The sequence below is a fragment of the Stenotrophomonas sp. HMSC10F07 genome (assembly GCF_001807895.1).
GTDB lineage: Bacteria > Pseudomonadota > Gammaproteobacteria > Xanthomonadales > Xanthomonadaceae > Stenotrophomonas > Stenotrophomonas sepilia.
In genome coordinates, this window is sequence record NZ_KV791443.1 from 15,206 (window position 1) to 34,584 (window position 19,379).

A 19,379-nucleotide genomic window follows, 5' to 3' on the forward strand; every position below is an offset into this window, starting at 1 on the left:
TCCTTGCCGGTAACGGCGAGCGCGTTGCGATATTGAGATGCCGATTTCGGGAATGTGACCGCAACCACAGTAGATCCACGCCATGCGTGGATGCGACCCGACGTCAGTGCCGCCCAACGGTCGGCACCCACCGGGGTAGGCGGCCACGGTCGGCCCCCACCACAGCTGCGGGCCAGCGGCCGGCACTACCCTACTCCGGTTTATCAGGTGCCCACTGCTTGAGGAACGCGCTCACCCGCGCAGGCTGGAAGGCTTCGCCCCTGCGCAGTTCGCCGGTGGCCTGCGAGACCAGCAGGCTGCCATCGGCGTCCAGTACCAGCAGGTGCGGGTAGTCGCGCTCCATCACCGGGAACTGGGCGAAGAAGGCGGTGTTGGGCTGTTCGTCGCTGGCGTTGACCTTCACCCACACGTAGTGGGCGTCGCGGAAGCGGCGCAGGTCGCCGTTGCCCTCGACCATTTCGTCCAGCGCCCGGCAGCGCTCGCAGGCGGCGTTGCCGATCTCGAGCAGGATGCGCTTCTTGCCGCGCTGGGCTTCCACCTTGGCGGTGGCCAGGTCATCGGCGGGGTCGCGGGCCGGGTCGAATTGCGCGCCGAGCCCGGCGATGGCGGCAATGTCCGCCGCCACCGGGGTGTTGCCCGAGGCCACCGGTTCGCTGGGGTCAGCGACCGGTGGCTCGGTGGGCCGGGTATCCAGGGGCTGCGTGGGCTCGGCGGTGGCAGGCGGTTGCGGTTGGGAACAGGCGCCGATCAGCGCCGCACAGACCACCACCATTGCACCACCGAGCTTGCTGCGCATGCTTTCTACCCTCGCTTCATTACTTGACGCCGTGCATCAGCTTGTTGATCAGCGGGGCGATCAGGAACAGCACCACGCCGGAGCCGATCAGGGCCCAGAACCCGAAGGTATACCCCTTCAGGGCCGACTCGACCGTCATGCCGCCTTCACCACTGACCACACCAGCAAAGATGCCCGACAGGTTGTTGCCGATGCCGGTGGACAGGAACCAGCCGCCCATGCCGAAGCCGACCAAGCGCACCGGGGCCAGCTTGGTCACCATCGACAGGCCGATAGGCGACAGGCACAGCTCACCCACCGACTGGATGACGTAGACCATGAACAGGGTCCAGAACGGGATCTTGCCGTCCACCACCATCTGCGACAGGGCGAACATCAGCAGCGCGAAGGCGGCGCCGTTGAACAGCAGGCCCAGGCCGAACTTGCGCGGGATGGACGGATTGGCGCGGCCCATCGCCACCCAGATCCAGGCGATGACCGGGGCCAGGGTGATGATCGCCACCGAGTTGACCGACTGGAACCACGCGGTCGGGAAGGTCCAGCTGCCGAACTGGCGGTTGACGATGTTCTCGGCCAGGAAGGTGAACGAGCTGCCGGCCTGCTCGAAGAACATCCAGAACATCACGTTGAAGGCGAAGATGATCAGCATGGCGATCACGCGGTCGCGCTGCACCTTGCCTTCGCGGATGCCCTCGACCAGCAGCAGTACGGCCAGCGCGGTGAACATCGCGCCCAGGATCCAGGCCAGCGCGGTGGCGCCGGTGGCCAGCAGGAAGTACGCGACCGGGATGGCGACCACCGCACCGGCCAGCACCATGATGATGCGGCCGAAACCTTCCGCGCCGGCCGGCGGTGCGCCGATGCCCTTCAGGCCGGCACGACCGATGTAGAACCACACCAGCGAGATCAGCATGCCCACGCCCGAGGCGATGAACACGACCTTGTAGGACGGCATCGCATCGGTACCGAACACCTTGCGGGCCAGGTACTCGGTCAGCACCGGGGCGATCATCGCGCCGATGTTGATGCCCATGTAGAAGATGGTGAAGCCCGAATCGCGGCGCTCGTCCTTCAGGCCGTACAGCTTGCCGACCATGGTCGAGATGTTGGGCTTGAACAGGCCGTTGCCGACGATGATCGTGGCCAGGCCGAGCTTGAAGATGTGCTCCTGCGGAAGCGAGATCATGAACAGGCCGGCGGCCATGATGATCGCGCCGGTCAGGATCGAGCGCTGGTAGCCCAGTACCCGGTCGGCCACGTAGCCGCCGAAGATGGCTGCGGCGTACACCAGGGCCAGGTAGGCGCCATAGATGCGGCTGGCGTCGCCTTCACCGGCAGCGCTGCCGTTGTAGAACTGGGCAACGATGTAGAGCACCAACGCCCAGCGGATGCCGTAGAACGCAAAGCGTTCCCAGAACTCGGTCATGAACAGCATCCACAACGGGCGCGGGTGGCCCAGCGTGGTCTTGAAGTCCGGCAGTGCCGGCTCTGGGGTGTTCGCAGTGGCGTTTACGCTCATGCGGATTTCCTGGTTCGGTGGATGACGAGCACGTCCGCTGTGCAGTTGGAGCAACGCGCGAGGATCACCGACTTCTGGCGTTCACGTCAAATACACGCCGTTTGAGGCAGGTGGCAGCCTGCTCCCTGAACTTGCATCTGAAACGATCCAGCCGCGGGCCGGGAACCAAGCTGAATGGGGATCAGCCCAGCGCTGCCGGGGGCGCGGCCTGCAGGCTGGTGCGCACCTGGAACAGCTCGGGGAAGAAAGTCAGTTCCAGCGCCTTGGCCAGGAAGCCCACGCCGGACGAACCGCCGGTGCCGCGCTTGAAGCCGATCACCCGCATCACGGTGCGCATGTGTCGGAATCGCCACAGCTGGAAAGCCGTCTCCAGGTCCACCAGGTCCTCGCACAGCGCATACTCGCGCCAGTAGCGGTCGGTGTCCTGGTAGATGCGCTCGAAGACCGGCTGCAATGCGTCGTCGGCCACGTGTGGCTGGGTCCAGTCGTGGGCCTCGTAGACCGCCGGCACGGCATGGCCGAAGCGGGCCAGGTACTTCAGGAATTCCTCGTACAGGCTGGGCGCCTCCAGCACGGTGCGCAGCTGCGCCTGCCCGGCCGGGTCATGCTCGAACACCTGCAGCATCTGCGCGTTCTTGTTGCCCAGCAGGAACTCGATGTAGCGGTACTGCAGCGACTGGAAGCCCGACGACGGGCCCAGCACGTCGCGGAAGCCCATGTACTCGGACGGGGTCAGCGTTTCCAGCACCGACCATTGCTCGGTCAGCTGGCGCAGCACCTGCTTGCTGCGCGCCAGCACCTTGCGGCACTGCCAGACTTCATCGCGCTGCAGGAAGCCGATTGCAGCACGCAGCTCATGGCCCAGCAGCTTCAGCCACAGCTCCGAGGTCTGGTGCTGGATGATGAAGAGCATCTCGTCATGGTGCGGCGGGCTGGACAGCGGCTGCTGCGCGCTGAGCAGCTGGTCCAGCCGCAGGTAGCCGCCGTAGGTCAGGCGTCCCTGCAGGTCGGTGTGGATGCCGGCTTCGAGATCGCGTTGGTTGTTGTCGACGGACATGGGCGGGACCAGATCGGGGGCGGCAAGGGTAGCGCGTTGCCGCCGCGCTGGCAGCCGCCCGGTCCATATCGGGGCGTGCGGCTGGCCGTGGAGCATCGGCCGACCACCGGCCTGCGCGTGGAACCGTCCGCGCCGTTGTACCGGCAGTCAGCCAGAGGCGTATTCTGATGCTTTGCAGCAACGACTGAATACGTTGTTGTTATTGCCCCCCCACCCGCCGGCAGGGGTAAAACAGGGCGTTGCCGTGTTGCGGCGCAGGAAGGCTATTCCGTACGCGTTCCTTAACATGGCGATTCATATCATTTGTAACTTCTCTGTCGAAGGTGCAGTACGCAATGACGGTTGCCGCTGAATTCAAGATCGAATACCTGCAGTACCTGGACACGGACGGCACGCTCGTCCGTAACGACCTGCCCGTGTCGCTGCGCGACCCCAAGGTCCTGGTACCGCTGTTCAAGCAGATGCTGTTCGTACGCACGTTCGACAGCAAGTCCATCGCGCTGCAGCGCACCGGCAAGCTGGGCACCTATGCCGCCTGCCTGGGCCACGAAGCCGCGCACGTGGGCATCGGCGCGGCGATGCAGAAGGACGACGTGTTCGCGCCTTCGTACCGCGAGTATGGCGCGATGTTCATGCGTGGCGTGCGCCCGCACGACGTGCTGATGTACTGGGGCGGCGACGAACGCGGCAACGATTACGGCGGCAACGCGGCCAAGGACTTCCCGTTCTGCGTGCCGATTTCCACCCAGTGCCTGCATGCGGCAGGTGCCGCGCTGAAGTTCAAGCTCAACAAGGAACCGCAGATCGCCGTGGCCGTGTGCGGCGACGGTGGCAGCTCCAAGACCGACTTCTACGCGGCACTGAACTCGGCCGGCGCCTACAAGCTGCCGCTGATCCTGTGCATCGTCAACAACGGCTGGGCCATCTCGGTCCCGCGTTCGGCCCAGACCGGTGCCGAGACGCTGGCGCAGAAGGGCCTGGCCGGTGGCCTGCACTGCCTGCAGGTGGACGGCAACGACCTGATCGCGGTGCTGGCGGCAATGGAACAGGCGCGCGAACGTGCGCTGGCCGGCGACGGTGGCACCGTGCTGGAACTGATGACCTACCGCCTGTCCGACCACACCACCGCTGATGACGCGCGCCGCTACCGCGACGATGCCGAAGTGAAGGATGCCTGGCAGCGCGAGCCGATGCTGCGCCTGCGCAAGTACCTGATCAACGCCGGGGTGTGGAGCGAGGAAGAAGAAGCCACCTGGACCGCCGAGTGCGGCGCGCGCGTGGACGAGGAAGTGAACCTGTACCTCAACACGCCGGTGCAGCCGGTCGAGGCGATGTTCGACTTCCTGTATGCCGATCCGCCGCCGGACCTGCTGGCCCAGCGTGCCCAGGCGATCGCCCTGGAGAAGCGCCATGGATGAAATCAAGAACGGCGCGCCCGGCGCGCATACCAACGCCGCCGACAGCGCTGCAGTCGCGCGCGGAGATGACAGCATGACCACCACCCCGATCACCCTCATCGAAGCCATCACCCAGGCGCTGGCCTGGGAGCTGGAACACGATCCGTCGGTGCTGGTGCTGGGCGAGGACGTGGGCGTCAACGGCGGCGTGTTCCGCGCCACTGCCGGCCTGCAGCAGCGCTTCGGCTCGGACCGCATCCTCGACACCCCGCTGGACGAAACCACCATCGCCGGCCTGACCATCGGCCTGGCCGCACAAGGCATGAAGCCGGTGGCCGAAGCCCAGTTCGATGGCTTCATGTACCCGATGGTCGACCATATCGTCTGCCACGCCGCACGCCTGCGTTACCGCACCCGTGGCCGCCTGCACTGCCCGATGGTGCTGCGCGTGCCGTGGGGCGGTGGCATCCGCGCGCCGGAACACCACAGCGAAGCCAACGAGGCGATCTTCACCAACGTGCCGGGCCTGCGCGTGGTGCTGCCGTCGTCGCCGCAGCGTGCCTACGGCCTGCTGCTGGCCGCGATCCGCGAGCCGGATCCGGTGATCTACATGGAGCCCAAGCGCATCTACCGCCAGTACAAGGAAGTGGTCGTCAACGACGGCGAAGCCTTGCCGCTGGACGTCTGCTTCGTGCTGCGCGACGGCACCGACGTGACCCTGGTGACCTGGGGCGCGCAGGTGAAGGAAGCCCTGGAAGCGGCCGACAAGCTGGCCGGGGAAGGCATCAGCGCCGAAGTCATCGACGTGGCCACGCTGCGCCCGCTGGACTTCGCCACCATCGCCGAATCGGTGGCCAAGACCGGCCGCTGCGTGATCGTGCAGGAGGCCCCGAAGACCGCGGGCTTCGGTGCCGAGATCGCCGCGCGCCTGGCCGAGGAATCGATCTACGACCTGCTGGCCCCGGTCGAGCGCGTCACTGGCTACGACACCCACATTCCGCTGTTCCGCCTGGAAATGAAGTACCTGCCGAGCGTTGAGCGGATCGTGGCGGCGGCCAAGCGCGCGGTGGCGGCCGGCTGACATGCGGGCCCGCCTTCTGGGGGCTTACCGCAGCCAGTATCCCAACCCGCTCCGGTTCCACACCGGCCAGATCGTCGAAGTAGGTGTACGTGACGAGGAATGGCCGGCGTTTGCCTGGGTACGCACCAACGATGGGCGCGCTGGATGGGCGCCCATCGCCTGGTTGCAGCTGCTGGACGAGGGTCGCGCCGAAGCCCTGTGCGACTACGACGCCCGCGAGCTGGATGTGGAAAGCGGCGAGATGGTGAAGCTTCATCACGAACACGGCGGGTGGTGGTGGTCCGAGCGCGCCAATGGCGCGACGGGTTGGCTGCCGGCCCGCGAACTGGAACTGCTGGAAGAGAACTGCAAATGAGCCAGACCAAGAACTTCAACCTGCCCGACCTGGGCGAAGGCCTGCCGGACGCGACCATCGTCGAGTGGTTCGTCAAGGAAGGCGATGTGATCAAGCTGGACGAGCCGCTGGTGTCGATGGAGACCGCCAAGGCCGTGGTGGAAGTGCCCTCGCCGTTCTCCGGCAAGGTGCTGAAGCTGTCCGGCGCTGCCGGCGACATCATCCCGACCGGTTCGGTGCTGGCCAGCTTCGAACTGGACCCGAACCTGCCGCAGCGCGCTGATGGCCAGGACACCGGTCACAGCCATGGTCACGCCGCACCGGCGGCGCCGGCTGCCGCACCGACCCCGCCGCCGCTGCCGGCTGCGGCCGCTCCGGTTGCCGCCGAGGACGCCAAGCCCGCCGCAGCCGAGCGCGATGACGCCGGTACCGTGGTCGGCGCGATGCAGAGCTCCAATGCCGTGCACGCCGAGCAGGCGCTGGCCGTCGGTGGCGTCAAGGCCGTGCCGGCCGTGCGTGCGATGGCGCGCAAGCTGGGCGTGGACCTGAGCCGCGTGGCCGCTACCGGCACCGATGGCGCGGTGACCATGGCCGACGTCAAGCAGGCCGCCGCCAACGGCACCGCCAAACTCGGCGCCGCCCCGGCACCGGTTGCCGCCGCGTATGCCGCGCCGGCCCCGGCGCAGGTACCTGCCCCGGGGCAGAGCGAAGCCCGCACTCCGCTGTCCGCCGCCGGCAAGCCGATGCGCACCCAGTCGCCGGGCGTGGTCGCCAAGGGCCAGCCGGAACCGCTGAAGGGCGTGCGCCGCAACATGGCCCGCGTCATGGCCGACGCGCACAGCAAGGTCGTGCCGACCACGCTGAACGACGACGCCGACATCCACGCCTGGCTGCCGGGCAACGACGTCACCGCCCGCCTGGTTCGCGCCATCGTCGTTGCCGCACAGAAGGTGCCGGCCATGAACGCCTGGTTCGACGGTGAAGCGCTGACCCGCACCCTGCACGCCCAGGTGGACATCGGCATCGCCGTGGACACCGACGACGGCCTGTTCGTGCCGGCCCTGCGCAATGCCGACATGCTCGATGCACGCGGCATCCGCGAAGGCGTCAATCGCCTGCGCGAGCAGGTGGAATCGCGCTCGATCGCCGCCTCGGAACTGAGCGGCTACACCATCTCGCTGTCCAACTTCGGCATGTTCGCCGGCCGCTACGCGACCCCGGTCGTGGTGCCGCCGTGCGTGGCCATCGTCGGTGCCGGCCGTGCCCGCCACCAGATGACCCCGGTGATGGGCGGCGTGGAAGCGCACAAGGTAATCCCGCTGTCGGTCACCTTCGACCACCGCGCGGCTACGGGTGGTGAAGCCGCCCGCTTCCTGCGCGCGATGATGGACGACCTGGCGCTGGCCAGCTGATCCAGATGATCGGTGGGTGCCAACCTCGGTTGGCACATGAATTGGAAAAACGCCGGGCACAGCCCGGCGTTTTTTTGTACCTGCTCCGTCGCGCTCCGTCCACGCATGGCGGGGATCCACTGGGCTCTCCGACCGTCGGTTGAAAGCCCAACGAAGCATTTTGAGAATAGTTGCATGGATTCCCAAGAGCAGCTCAATAGCATTGAGCCTCTCTGCAGACGTCGAACTTCCGTGATTGAGACACCACCCACACTCGAAGAATTCATGAAGGCGGGCAATGATTTTTCCGCGCCTCTCCATTCTTCCTACGGTTGACGAGGGATGAGGATCCGTCAGACACGAACTGGGTCCTTGGCATCATCTTCCTGCGCTGGCTCGCCCGAAATCACGCTTTCCTTGACGCATCGGTCGGCTCTACGGTGGCAGCCGCCCCCTCGCCAGCAGATGCCTTGGCATGCATCGAAGGCGCCTTCCAGGACGAAATCCCCGGCGCTGCGTTCGACCCGGAATTGCTGGAGTTCACCGTTCGCTACTTCTGCATGGCCGCTCCCTACTTTTCGGACTTCTTCTCGTTGTTCCCCGAAGACGCCATGCCTTCTCCGGACGCCATGTGGGACAAACAGGAGCAGGTGTACGCAATTATCGACTCCCGCCTGCGGTCATGGCGCAACGGCGAGCCAATCGTCCGCGCGGTCATCCCCAATGCTGATCAACAAGGACATGCCAAACCGGCTACGCCGCTGGATGCTGACGTCTGGATCTCAACGCTGGCAACGCTATCGGATGCTGCGGTCACTCACGAAGCTTGCTGTGCATACGCCGACCACTTCTACAGGGCTCTGACGAAACCAGCGTCAGTAGAAGTCATCCTGGCGGTCATGAGGGAGTTCCTTCGGAACCCGCCACATGATGCGTCGATCATGAGCTCAGCTGAGAACTTCCTGTCGGATATTCCGTTCTCCCGCTACATCAAAGCCTACTCCATCCTCGCGCCTGACCTCTTGGACGTCTCTTCAGATGCCGCGCTCAATCTCTTCAATTATCCAGGTTGTGAATTGACGCCACGTCAGGTCCGGCAGTTCATCAAGGAGCTCAGGCGGTGCAACCCCGAGCGCGATGTGGTCGGAGAACTGGCCCAGCTGGCCATTGCATGGAATTCGGAAGACGACGAGACATTTTCAATCGTCATCGAAGCCGCACAGAAGCATGGCTAGGTCCAGGAGCCGGAACATACCGGCTCCCTCCCTGAATCAATCGCGCGCGACCAAGCCCTCGGCGCGGCTGTACACGCGCAGGCGGTGCCCATCCGGATCGGCACCGACGAAGGTGTGGCCGAACTCCAGCGTCACCGGCGCCTGCAGGATCTGCACGCCGAGTGCGCGCCACGCATCGTGCATCTGCTGCACAGCCTCCGGGTTGGCCACCACCATCGCCAGTTCCGCGGCGCCGGCCTGCGCGGACACCGGCGGCTGCACGTCATCGCGCTGCCACAGGCCGAGTGCGGCGCCATCGCCGAGCAGGAACAGGGCAAAGCCGGGCGACTGCTCGACCGGTGGTTTGCCGAGAATGCCGCTGTAGAACGTGGCGCTGGTGGCGACGTCGCGCACGTACTGCAGCAGGGTGCTGGGTATGAACATGGGGAACCTCCGTTGTTGGGAGCGTTCATGGTGGAACACGCCTGCTGACATACTCTGTCAGTAGATCAAGCGGATGAAATCGATCGGGTAGAGCCGATCGTCGTTCGAACATCTCGCGTATTTCGGGCACTTCCGCCATCGGATGGAAAAACAGGCGACCCGCTGTGATCTCGCGATATATCGCAAAGCCAAGTCATGATGGGAGCTGTCGTCGGCGATGAACCTTCGCTCGGACCAATCAAAGGGAGACGCAGTTACCAGTTGCAACAGACAGAAGTGATTTAGATTCAAATGCAGATGGAACGCCACTTCACGTAATACACATGAAAAGGAAAGTTCATGACCACAATACGCAGTTATCTCCCGTTGTTGGCAGCCATCCTCACCGCCTCTCCCGCCCTTGCGGACGACGCCCCCAAGGATGTAGCAATACAGCACTACGCGGAAACCATGCACATAGGCACGTTCGAAGCCGCGCAACGAATGGATGCGGAACGGGCCGCAGGTAAACTCAGCGCACGGCTTCAGAGGGAGAAGCCGGAGACGTTCGCCGGCCTTTACATCGAGCACCCCCCTGAATTCAGGATCGTGGTGAGGTTCACCGGCGATGCCTCACGCCAACTTTCTGCTTACACCAAGGACCGCCTCTACGTCGCAGAAACCGCGCCACGTTCTCTCGAGCTTCTCCGCGCCACCCAAGAGGAGGTGTCCGATCAGCTCGTCAAGGCCGGCATTGAGTTTGCAGCCACGGTAAACACGAAGATCTCTATCGTAGAGGTATATGTACGTGATCCCGATGCCGTACGCGCCAGACTTTCCAAACTTCTCTCTGTCGCCGACTTCATCCACATAAAAGAGACCACAGGTTTCATAGAGCCAACAAACACCGTAGCGGGCGGGCGGCGACTGGAGGCTACCAGCAGCAGCTCTGCACAGCCGGCTTCAACGTGGTCGAAACTGCAACTCGCGAACTAGGCTTGGCCACTGCCGGTCACTGTGACAATGACAATTATCAGCGCAATCCAACCGCTCGCATTCTGTTCAAGAGTGAACGCAACAAAGGATCTTACGACGTTCAGTGGGGTGCACAGCAGCGTGGCGGCGTCATCTTCTCCCAGTCGAACGAAATCATTGTCGATGGGGAAAAACTGACGATAACCGATGAGGCATCACTTGCCGACATGACACCAGGCACAACGGTCTGCAAGTTCGGCGTAACGACCGGTCGCACATGCGGATCCATCAAAGACGCAGAGTTCGCAGCCAACTGGAATGGGGAAGCCGGCACCTACGTCCAAGTCGTCAGCCTTGATGGAACCGTGATGAACAAAGGCGGCGATAGTGGTGGCCCCGTCTATGCCGGCAACTCGGCCTACGGCCTTGTTCATGGCAGGGGAAACGACGGCTCTCCTTGGGCGAATGACCTTTTCTTCATGCCCATAGAGAGGATGTCCACCCTGGGCGTGGCTACCTTGACGAAGCCATTTCAGCTGGACAGCGTTCCGAACGTGTCTGGAACAGGCGCCAGTGTTACTGCCACGATGAACTTCAGTGGGTATCCGAGGTTTCCGGTATATATCAACCTCGAGATCTTGACTTGTCCTGCCGGATGGATCTGCAGCGGTGGCCGCGCCAAAGTCGACAGGAACATCCCATCCCCCATCACCTTCACTTGGGGTTGTACACCAAGTAAACCTGGTGAACCTCAAGTTTCGAGAGTCAGGACATTCTTGGAAGATGCGTCGGGCCTCGTAACCCAGGCCATAGAGTCGACGATTACCTGTACCACCCCGGCCTCCCCCGGCACATAGCCCACCAGCTGTGTAAGCCCACCGCGTTGACGCACAGCGCCATTCCTCGATGTGGTTACGAGCGGTCCAACCAGTCCGGCGCGATGCCCTGCGCCTTCTGCCAGCGCCGCAGCAGCGTGGCGCGCGGCACGAGGTAGCGATCCTCCAGCACGCGCACCTGGCGGATGCGGTCCAGGCGGAAATGGCGGAAGTCCTCGCGGCCTTCGCACCACGCCGCCAGCATCGGCACTTCATCGAAGTAGCCCAGCGCGAACGGCCAGACAATGCGCTCGGTACGTTGGCCCTGCGCATCCTGGTAGCCGAACTGCAGGCGTTGTTGCGCGCTCACCGCTTCGCGCACAGCCTGCAGGCGTGCAGCAGGTACCTTGGCCGCAGCGCGCGAAGGGCCAACGCGCAGGCCGCTATCACGCAAGGCTTCCCGGCGTGCTGCGGGCAGCACATGCGCGATACGCGCCAAAGCATCACGCGCGGCCTCAGCCAGCGCCGGCTCGGTGCGGGCCGCAACCCAGCGCAGGCCAAGCACCAGCGCGTCGATTTCGGCCGGTGGCAGGGTCATGGGAGGCAAGGTATCGCTCGGCGCCAGCTGGTAGCCGACGCCGGCCTCACCACGCAGGTCGGCGCCCTGCTCGCGCAGCGTTTCGATATCGCGGTACAGCGTGCGCAGGCTGATGCCCAGCGCTTCGGCCAGCGCCTGCCCGGCCACCGGCCGTCGATGACGGCGCAGCAGCTGCAGCAGCTGGGTCAGGCGCAGCGCTCGCGACATCAGCCGACCAGCGTGCTCGACGCCACCACGTGCTCGCCCGGCTGCGGGGCCAACGCAGCCTCGACCAGCGCCCTGGCAATCTCTGTGGCCGGATTGATCCGCCACGCACGCGGCAACACCGGCCCCAAAGCACCCAGCACCGTCAGTGCCAGGCGTTCGCCGCGACGCACCTCGTTGCGCTCGCCCCCGATCAGCCCTGGGCGGACCAGGGTCAACGAGTTGAATCCCAGCGCGCGCAGGTCACGCTCCAGCTCGCCCTTCACCCGGCTGTAGAAGATCGACGACTGTGGATTGGCGCCGGCTGCGGAGTTCAGCACAAAGGCCTGCGCACCCTGCGCCTGCGCCAGGCGGGCGAACGCCAGCGGATAGTCGTGGTCGATACGGTGGAAGGCCTCGCGGCTGCCGGCCTGGGCGATGGTGCTGCCCAGCGCGCAGATGACCGCGTCAACGCGGGCCCATTCTGGCGAAGTGGGCAACGCGTCGAATGCCAGTACCGGGTTCTCCAGCTTCCCGTGAGTCAACGCCACGGGGCGGCGGGTCGGGGCAACCACGGCGCTGCAGCGCGGGTCGTCCAGCAGCCTGCGCAGGGTCAGCCCACCGACCAGGCCGGTCGCCCCCAGCAACATCACGCGCATCACCACCTCCACTGCGGCATCCTGTCACCCATCCTAGCCGTTCAAGCCCTCGGCGGCCGCGCCGATATGCTGGAACCAGTCCCTGCCAGCCCCAGGATTCGCTCCATGACGGACCAGCCCGACCACCGCCCTGCCCCCGGTACCGCCCTTGGGCCGCCGGCACGCGTGCGCGCGGTGGTGGACGATGGGCGGGGTGACCGCGTAGTGCTGCAGGGCGGCGGTGGCGTGGCGCTGCAGCAGCTGTTCGCAGTCGCCGATGCGCCGGAACCGCTGCTGGCGGCGTTCGCCAACGGCATGGCCACCCTGCCCGGCGAACTGGGCGACATGGGCGACCGCCTGCAGTCGGCGCAGGCCAGCGCCGATTGGCCGCGCTATGGGCGCGCGATGCGGCAGCTGATCGACAAGTACATCCGCACCATCGAGCAGCATTCGCCGGACGGGCAGCCGGAAAGCCTGCGCCTGTCCGAGCAGCTGCGGCTGCTGCTGGGCGGTGCGGTGGTGGCCCTGCTGCAGCACGACCCGGACCTGCGCGAGCAGGCGCAGGCGCTGGCCATGCGCCTGCGCCAGTGGCAGCCGGGCACGGCCCTGGAACCCATCGAACAGGGCGTGCGCGAACTTGGCCACCAGGTCGGCGTGCGCGCCGAAAGCTGGCAGGAGCAGCAGGCGCTGCTGCTGGAGCTGTTCGCGCTGCTGCTGGAGAACGTCAGCGAGCTGCTGGACGACCGCAGCTGGCTGCAGGGCCAGATCGCGGCGGTACGCCAGTTGCTGGACGGTCCGTTGGAAGCGGAAGCGGTCGAGCGCACCCGGGCCGAACTGCGCGAAGTGATCTACAAGCAGGGGCTGCTGCGCCAGGGCATCGACGATTCGAAGGCGGCGATGCGCGGGTTGATGGGCGAGTTCATCGAGCGCATGGATGGCATGGCCACCAGCACCGGCGAATACCACGACCGCATCGGCAGCTACGCGTTGCAGCTGCGCGAGGCGCGCAGCATCGCCGACCTCAACCAGCTGCTGCAGGAGGTGATGCGCGATACAGGCAAAGTGCAGCAGCAGGCCGCACAGGCCCGCGATCACCTGGCCAATGCGCGGCAGGAAGTGGAGCGCGCAGAGCAGCGCATTGCCGAGCTGGAGCAGGAACTGCGCGCCGCTGGTGACCTGGCACGCATCGATCCACTGACCCAGGCGCTGAACCGCCGTGGCCTGGACGAACTGCTGGAGCGCGAGCTGGCCCGCGCCGCACGCAACAACTCACCCCTGGGCGTGGCCGTGATCGACCTGGATGATTTCCACCAGACCAACGACACGCATGGGCATGCCGGTGGCGATGCGTTGCTGCAGCACCTGGTGGCCGTGTGCAAGCTGCTGCTGCGCGCCACCGACGGCATCGCACGGCTGGGCGGCGACGAGTTCGTGCTCGTGCTGCCGGAAACCCAGGGCGCCGACAGCATGGCCACCGTGCAGCGCCTGCAGCGCTCGCTGGCCCATCGCGTGCTGACCGTGCAGGACCAGCGCGTGCCGGTGCATTTCAGCGCCGGGCTGGCGCAGTGGCAGCCCGGCGACGATACCGAGACCCTGCTGCGGCGCGCCGATGACGCGCTATATGCCGCCAAGCGGCAGGGCAAGAACCGGGTGCAGGCGGGGTGATGATCCAGCGTGCGGACTCTGTAGCGCCCGAGCCGATGCTCGGGCGGCGGCGCGGAGCGCCGTAGAGCAGCCGAACGTGGGCTCGGCTCTACAGATCATTTCCCGCGCAGCTTCTGGAAGCCGGTCACCGCCGCGAGCACGACGGCACCAGCGATGATGCCGACCACCATGTTGGCCGCAGCACTGATCAGCCAGCCCCACTGCCCTTCGCCGCCCAGCGCCTGCACCGCGTGGTGCAGGGCCGGCACGTTGTGCACCAGGATGCCGCCGCCGACCAGGAACATGGCGATGGTGCCGGCCACCGACAGGAACTTCATCAGCCACGGCGCCGACGCCACCAGGCCTCGACCGAAGGCGGCAATGGCACCGCCCTTGCGCGAAAGGTACAGCCCAACGTCATCGAGCTTGACGATGCCCGCCACCAGTCCGTAGACGAACACGGTCATCGCCAGTGCGACCACGCTCAGCGTGAGGATCTGGTTGGTGAACGACGCAGTGGCGACCACGCCCAGGGTGAGCACGATGATCTCGGCCGAAAGGATGAAGTCGGTGCGGATCGCGCCCTTCACCTTGTCCTTCTCCCACGCGACCATGTCCACCTGCGCGTCAGCCAGCGCCTTGCGGCGTTCGGCCTGGCGCTCGGCATCGTCGTCGGAGGAATGCAGGAAGCGGTGCGCCAGCTTCTCCACGCCTTCGAAGCACAGGAAGGCACCGCCGATCATCATCAGCGGCACGATCAGCGGCACGTTCCAGCCGCGACTGCGCAGCCAGGCTTCCAACGCACTGATCGCCAGGGCCGCCGGCACCAGGATCACCTTGTTGACCAGCGAGCCCTTGGCCACCGCCCACACCACTGGCAGCTCGCGGTTGGCGTTGACCCCGGTCACCTGCTGCGCGTTCAGCGCCAGATCGTCGCCCAGCACACCGGCGGTCTTCTTCGCGGCGACCTTGGTCAGCACCGAGACATCGTCGAGCAGGGAGGCGATATCGTCGAGCAGGGCGAACAGGCTGGCACCGGCCATGGGGCGTCCAAGAATGGGAATGAGCCGATTCTGACCGATCCGCCGGCCTCTGCGATAGCTGCGGGGTTCACCGCATGCCCACCTTCCCCCGGCGACACTGCCGAATCCGGGCATTGCCGGCCAGCGCCCGGCACTACCGTCCTTGCCGCATGGGAGTTCCGCTTGAGCAATCCGCCCACCGCCAATGGCAATCCTCCGCTGGTCAAAGGCATGAACCGGCGCAGCCAGATCCTGCGCCTGCTCCTGCGCTACCGCCATTCGGGCGTGTTCTCGGGCATGAACCTGGACGTCGCCAGCAACCAGGCCGACGTGCCCGCCGATGGCAACCCGGAGCAGTTCGTCAGTGACCTGGAGGCCTTGGGGCCGACCTTCGTCAAGCTGGGCCAGATGCTGTCCACCCGCCCGGACATGGTACCGGTGGAGTTCGCCACCGCCCTGGAACGCATGCAGGAAAAGGTGGCGCCGATCCCGGTCGAGCGCATCCACGCCATCATCGAGCAGGAGCTGGGCGTGGGGGTAAGCAAGCTGTTTGCCTCGTTCGATCCCGAGCCGTTGGGCTGTGCGTCGATCGCGCAGGTGCATCGCGCTGTGCTGCATGATGGCCGCCAGGTGGCGGTGAAAGTGCAGAAGCCTGAAGTGGCCGCGCAGCTGCGCTCGGACCTGGAAGCGCTGCGCAGCTTTGCGCTGGCCGCCGATCACCTGACCCAGGTGGGCCGCCGCGTGCGCCTGCGCGATTGGCTCAACGAGTTCGCCAAGACCCTGATGCAGGAGCTGGACTACCACGCCGAGGCCGAGAACCTGGCCCGCTTCGGACGGCATCTGCGGCCCTTCCGCCGCCTGTGGGTGCCGCAGCCGATCTGGGACTACAGCAGCCAGCGCGTGCTGACCATGGAGCTCGCCACCGGCGTGCGGGTGGATGCGATCTCTGGCGTACGCCGCACCGAGCAGGACATGGATCCGCTGGCAGCGGCGCTGATCCGCGGCTACCTGGACCAGATCTTCGTGCATGGCGAGATCCATGCCGACCCGCACCCGGGCAACCTGCGGGTGATGCCCGATGGCCGGCTGGCGATCTTCGACCTGGGCATGGTCGCGCACATGCCGCCGCGCCTGCGCGAGCGGCTGCTGAAGATCCTGTTCGCCGCCGTCGATGGCCGCGGCGAAGAAGTGGCCGACGATCTGATCAGCATCAGCACGCGACTGGAGGCCTTCGACGAAGAGCGCTACCTGCGCGAGACCGGCCAGCTGATCGCGCGCTACGCCGCCAGTGGCAGCTTCTCCGAAGGCCGCGTGGTGCTGGACATGGTGCGCATCGCCACCGCCTGCGGCCTGCGCACGCCGCCGGAACTGAGCCTGCTGGGCAAGGCCCTGCTCAACCTGGAAACCGTGTGCCGGCTGCTGGCACCGGAGCTGGACACGCGCCGCATCGTCGAGCGCCAGCTGCAGCACGTGATGCGCGCGCGCCTGAAGAAATCCCTGTCGGCGGCCAACATCGCCAGCGAGGCGATGGAGCTGCAGCAGCTGCTGCGCGATGGGCCGCGCAAGCTGTCGGACATCATGGCGCTGCTGGCCGAGAACCGCCTGCAGATGAAGGTGACCGGGCTGGAAGAATCGCGATTGATGGAGAACCTGCAGAAGATCGCCAACCGCGTGGCGGCCGGCATCATCAGCGCCGCGTTGATCATGGCTGCGGCAATGATGATGAAGATCGACACCGGCTGGCACCTGTTCGGCTATCCCCTGATCGCACTGATACTGCTGCTGATCGGCGTGGTGCTGGGACTGGGCATCGTCACCAGTGCATTGCTGTTCGATCGCCGCGCGCGGGCACGCGAGGAACGCGGGCACCGCTGATGCATTGGCGAAAAAGCCGCGTATTCATGCGGTTTTTAATGCAATCCAACGAAGCGTTTCACGCTCGCTTTACCTTTGCGGCGTGATTGCGCGCGCGTCATTCCAACAAACATTTCAGTCAGGTTCGTGCATGCACTATCGGGTCATCGGCCTGTCATGTGGATGTGCTTGCAGCAGCGCCGGTCGGATGGACACGCGTCGGTACGACGTCCATCACCACCACCCCGTCACTGCCGAAGCTGCCTATGCTCTGGATACTGCTGTTGTCGTTGTTGCTGCTGTGCTGGCTGTTCCTCGCGTCCGACAAGTGGGTGTGGTGGAAGGCCGGTGCATTCTCGCTGCTACTGCTGATGCTCAGCGCGTGGTGGCTGATCGACAAGCTGTCCGGGGATGGGCTCAACGCCGCCACGCTTTATCACCTCGGCGCCGACATGGAAGGCGCTGGTGTCTCCGACTTCAAGGGCTACATCGCCGGCTTCATCGTGCTGGCGCTGGTCTCGCTGCTGCCGCTGTTTGCCACGCGGGTGAAGCGCTGGCACCGGCCCGGCCACGGTGGTGCGCTGTTCGCCGGTTTCGCGACCGTGTGGGTGGCCACGATCCTGATCAGTCCGCTGGCCCGTGACGGCCAACGCCTCTACCAGCAGCTGCGCCCGGTCGATTTCGCCCGCATCGCCCCCGAGTACCAGGTGCCGACGCAGCCGTTGCAGCGCCCGCGCAACATCGTATGGATCTACGGCGAGAGCCTGGAACGCACCTATCTGGACGAGGCCGTGTTTCCCGGCCTGATGCCCAACCTCAACCGCCTGGCATCCGAGTCGCTGGACGTACGTGGCCTGGCCTCGGCCGAAGGCAGCGGTTGGACCATCGCCGGCCTGGTGTCGTCAATGTGTGGCGTGCCGCTGACCACCTCGCAGGGCGACGAGAACAGCATGGACCGCATGGGCAGTTTCCTGCCCAAGGCGGTGTGCCTGGGCGACTACCTGAAGCAGCAGGGCTACACCAACCATTACCTGGGCGGCGCCAACGGCCAGTTCGCCGGCAAGGGCCAGTTCCTGGCCAGCCATGGCTTTGACGAAGTGCATGACCTGGCCTGGTTCAAGCAGCAGAAGAAGATCGGCCGCATCCACTACTCGGCCTGGGGCGTGCACGACGACGTGCTGCTGGACACCGCCTACCAGCGGTTCGAGCAGCTCTCGCGCGCCGGTTCACCGTTCATGCTGACCACGCTGACCATGGACACCCACCACCCGGCGGGCCACCTGCCGGTGTCGTGCAAGGGCGAGCGCTACCGCAGCGGGTACGGCAACATCGGCCTGCTCAATGCACTCAAGTGCACCGACCGCCTGATCTCACAGCTGGTCGAGCGTATCCAGGCCAGCCCGTATGGGAAGGACACGCTGATCGTGATCGCCTCCGACCACCTGGCGATGCCCAACGATCTCAGCCACGTGCTGGCCAAGCAGAAGCGCGAGAACCTGCTGCTGTTCCTCGGCGACGGCATTGCCCCGCAGCAGCTCAGTGCCGACGCTGGCACCACCCTGGATTCCGGTGCGACCCTGCTCGGCCTGCTGGACCCGAACCTGAAGACGATGGGCTTTGGCCGCTCGCTGATCGACCCGCAGCGCGCGCCCAGTGCCAGCGTGGCCGCGCGGCGCGATGATGGCCGCGACTACCCGCAGTACCTGGCCTTCGCCCGTTCGCTGTGGCTGGGCCAGCCGACCCGCGAACTGAAGATCGATGGCGATGATCAGGTGGTCGTTGGCCTGCAGCACGTGCAGCCGCCGGTGCTGCTGGAGTACGACAAGGAGTGGGGCTTGAAGTCGGTGTACCTGGAAAACACGTCGCGCCAGTTCGATGATGCCAACCCGGACAACACCCTGGCCTACGTCGACCGTTGCACCGCGTTCGAGGACGGCTCGGCCGATGGTGACTGGTGCGCCCTGCTCGTCAACCGCGACAACGGCTTCAAGCTGTACCGCGACAACGACCTGCGCGGTGGCATCGCGGTGGATGCACCGCTGGATACGCTCCAGGGCCCGCGCCCGAGCGTGCGCCAGGCACACATGATCACCCAGAAGGGACGCCGTACGCGTGCCGGCCAGTACATGCTGCAACTGGTGGCGAGCACGCGCCCGGACCGCGGTTTCTGGATCGAAGCGGTGTCCTCGCAGCGCAAGGTGGTACTGGCCCAGCAGTGGGTACAGCCCGATGCCAACGGCAAGATCAACGTGTCGTTCGGGCTGGACCACGAAGTGGACGATCTGGAGATCCGCGCGTGGTTGAACCACGCCGAGAAGCTGGCGGTGGATACGTTCGCACTGGTGCCCTCGCGCAGCCGACCGCGGGGGTAGGGCTATTTGCAGGGCTGCGCCCTGCCCCCGCAGTAGTGCCGGCCGCTGGCCGGCAACCTCAGAAGC

17 protein-coding genes are annotated in these 19,379 nt (G+C 65.7%); 10 read left to right on the top strand and 7 right to left on the bottom strand.

All coding sequences use genetic code 11. The features are described 5' to 3' along the window. Positions 1–190: 190 nt before the first annotated feature. The 3 genes from HMPREF3114_RS17565 to HMPREF3114_RS17575 all read right to left on the bottom strand — a co-directional run bounded on the left by HMPREF3114_RS17565 (position 191) and on the right by HMPREF3114_RS17575 (position 3,372). Positions 191–796: a thioredoxin family protein gene (locus HMPREF3114_RS17565; protein WP_053497714.1), complete on the bottom strand. Its 606-nt coding sequence runs from the start codon at positions 794–796 to the stop codon at positions 191–193. A 19-nt stretch (positions 797–815) separates the two neighbouring features. Continuing rightward, a complete protein-coding gene (locus HMPREF3114_RS17570; RefSeq protein WP_005419890.1) occupies positions 816–2,315 on the bottom strand; it encodes a peptide MFS transporter in 1,500 nt (499 codons plus the stop codon). A 181-nt stretch (positions 2,316–2,496) separates the two neighbouring features. Next, positions 2,497–3,372 (bottom strand): tryptophan 2,3-dioxygenase, encoded by an 876-nt coding sequence (locus tag HMPREF3114_RS17575; protein WP_005419892.1) that lies wholly within the window; start codon positions 3,370–3,372, stop codon positions 2,497–2,499. A 335-nt stretch (positions 3,373–3,707) separates the two neighbouring features. Here HMPREF3114_RS17575 and pdhA point away from each other — a divergent pair, with 335 nt between their 5' ends. From pdhA to HMPREF3114_RS17600, 5 genes are all read left to right on the top strand, one after another. Further along, on the top strand, positions 3,708–4,790 hold the full coding sequence (gene pdhA / locus HMPREF3114_RS17580) for a pyruvate dehydrogenase (acetyl-transferring) E1 component subunit alpha (RefSeq protein ID WP_070490178.1): 1,083 nt from the start codon (positions 3,708–3,710) through the stop codon (positions 4,788–4,790). Beyond that, positions 4,783–5,850, top strand: a complete 1,068-nt coding sequence (locus tag HMPREF3114_RS17585; RefSeq protein WP_005419896.1) for an alpha-ketoacid dehydrogenase subunit beta — start codon at positions 4,783–4,785, stop codon at positions 5,848–5,850. Before pdhA ends, HMPREF3114_RS17585 begins: the two co-directional genes overlap by 8 nt. Before the next feature lies 1 nt (position 5,851). After that, a complete protein-coding gene (locus HMPREF3114_RS17590) occupies positions 5,852–6,205 on the top strand; it encodes an SH3 domain-containing protein (RefSeq protein ID WP_005411349.1) in 354 nt (117 codons plus the stop codon). After that, positions 6,202–7,596 carry a dihydrolipoamide acetyltransferase family protein gene (locus HMPREF3114_RS17595; RefSeq protein WP_070490180.1) on the top strand — a complete coding sequence of 465 codons (1,395 nt, stop codon included), beginning with the start codon at positions 6,202–6,204 and terminating at the stop codon, positions 7,594–7,596. The genes HMPREF3114_RS17590 and HMPREF3114_RS17595 overlap by 4 nt, the downstream gene beginning before the upstream one ends. Positions 7,597–8,045: 449 nt before the next feature. Next, positions 8,046–8,810, top strand: coding sequence for a hypothetical protein (locus HMPREF3114_RS17600; RefSeq protein WP_235642977.1), 765 nt, complete (start codon positions 8,046–8,048; stop codon positions 8,808–8,810). 36 nt (positions 8,811–8,846) lie between these two features. Here HMPREF3114_RS17600 and HMPREF3114_RS17605 read toward each other — a convergent pair whose 3' ends face one another. Beyond that, positions 8,847–9,233: a VOC family protein gene (locus tag HMPREF3114_RS17605; RefSeq protein WP_053497723.1), complete on the bottom strand. Its 387-nt coding sequence runs from the start codon at positions 9,231–9,233 to the stop codon at positions 8,847–8,849. Between the two features lie 339 nt (positions 9,234–9,572). On the opposite strand from HMPREF3114_RS17605, the gene HMPREF3114_RS21520 reads away from it, so the two are divergent. Together HMPREF3114_RS21520 and HMPREF3114_RS21525 are read left to right on the top strand one after the other, a co-directional pair. Further along, positions 9,573–10,208: a hypothetical protein gene (locus HMPREF3114_RS21520; protein WP_235642976.1), complete on the top strand. Its 636-nt coding sequence runs from the start codon at positions 9,573–9,575 to the stop codon at positions 10,206–10,208. Beyond that, positions 10,181–11,044, top strand: a complete 864-nt coding sequence (locus HMPREF3114_RS21525) for a S1 family peptidase (RefSeq protein ID WP_235642975.1) — start codon at positions 10,181–10,183, stop codon at positions 11,042–11,044. The genes HMPREF3114_RS21520 and HMPREF3114_RS21525 overlap by 28 nt, the downstream gene beginning before the upstream one ends. Positions 11,045–11,099: 55 nt before the next feature. Here HMPREF3114_RS21525 and HMPREF3114_RS17615 read toward each other — a convergent pair whose 3' ends face one another. Both HMPREF3114_RS17615 and HMPREF3114_RS17620 read right to left on the bottom strand, forming a co-directional pair. Next, positions 11,100–11,807, bottom strand: coding sequence for a helix-turn-helix transcriptional regulator (locus HMPREF3114_RS17615; protein ID WP_070490182.1), 708 nt, complete (start codon positions 11,805–11,807; stop codon positions 11,100–11,102). Beyond that, positions 11,807–12,442: a Rossmann-fold NAD(P)-binding domain-containing protein gene (locus HMPREF3114_RS17620; protein WP_070490192.1), complete on the bottom strand. Its 636-nt coding sequence runs from the start codon at positions 12,440–12,442 to the stop codon at positions 11,807–11,809. Before HMPREF3114_RS17620 ends, HMPREF3114_RS17615 begins: the two co-directional genes overlap by 1 nt. A 105-nt stretch (positions 12,443–12,547) precedes the next feature. Between HMPREF3114_RS17620 and HMPREF3114_RS17625 the strand changes: the two genes are divergently transcribed. Further along, a complete protein-coding gene (locus HMPREF3114_RS17625; RefSeq protein ID WP_070490185.1) occupies positions 12,548–14,086 on the top strand; it encodes a GGDEF domain-containing protein in 1,539 nt (512 codons plus the stop codon). A gap of 95 nt (positions 14,087–14,181) precedes the next feature. Here the strand turns inward: HMPREF3114_RS17625 and HMPREF3114_RS17630 are convergent, their stop codons facing one another. Then, positions 14,182–15,108 (bottom strand): DUF808 domain-containing protein, encoded by a 927-nt coding sequence (locus tag HMPREF3114_RS17630; RefSeq protein ID WP_053497730.1) that lies wholly within the window; start codon positions 15,106–15,108, stop codon positions 14,182–14,184. Positions 15,109–15,270: 162 nt separating this feature from the next. Between HMPREF3114_RS17630 and HMPREF3114_RS17635 the strand changes: the two genes are divergently transcribed. Further along, entirely contained in the window at positions 15,271–16,962 is a 1,692-nt protein-coding gene (locus HMPREF3114_RS17635) for an ABC1 kinase family protein (RefSeq protein ID WP_070490187.1), read from the top strand. Positions 16,963–17,207: 245 nt separating this feature from the next. Then, positions 17,208–19,313 carry a phosphoglycerol transferase I gene (locus HMPREF3114_RS17640; RefSeq protein WP_070490188.1) on the top strand — a complete coding sequence of 702 codons (2,106 nt, stop codon included), beginning with the start codon at positions 17,208–17,210 and terminating at the stop codon, positions 19,311–19,313. Positions 19,314–19,379: the final 66 nt, after the last annotated feature.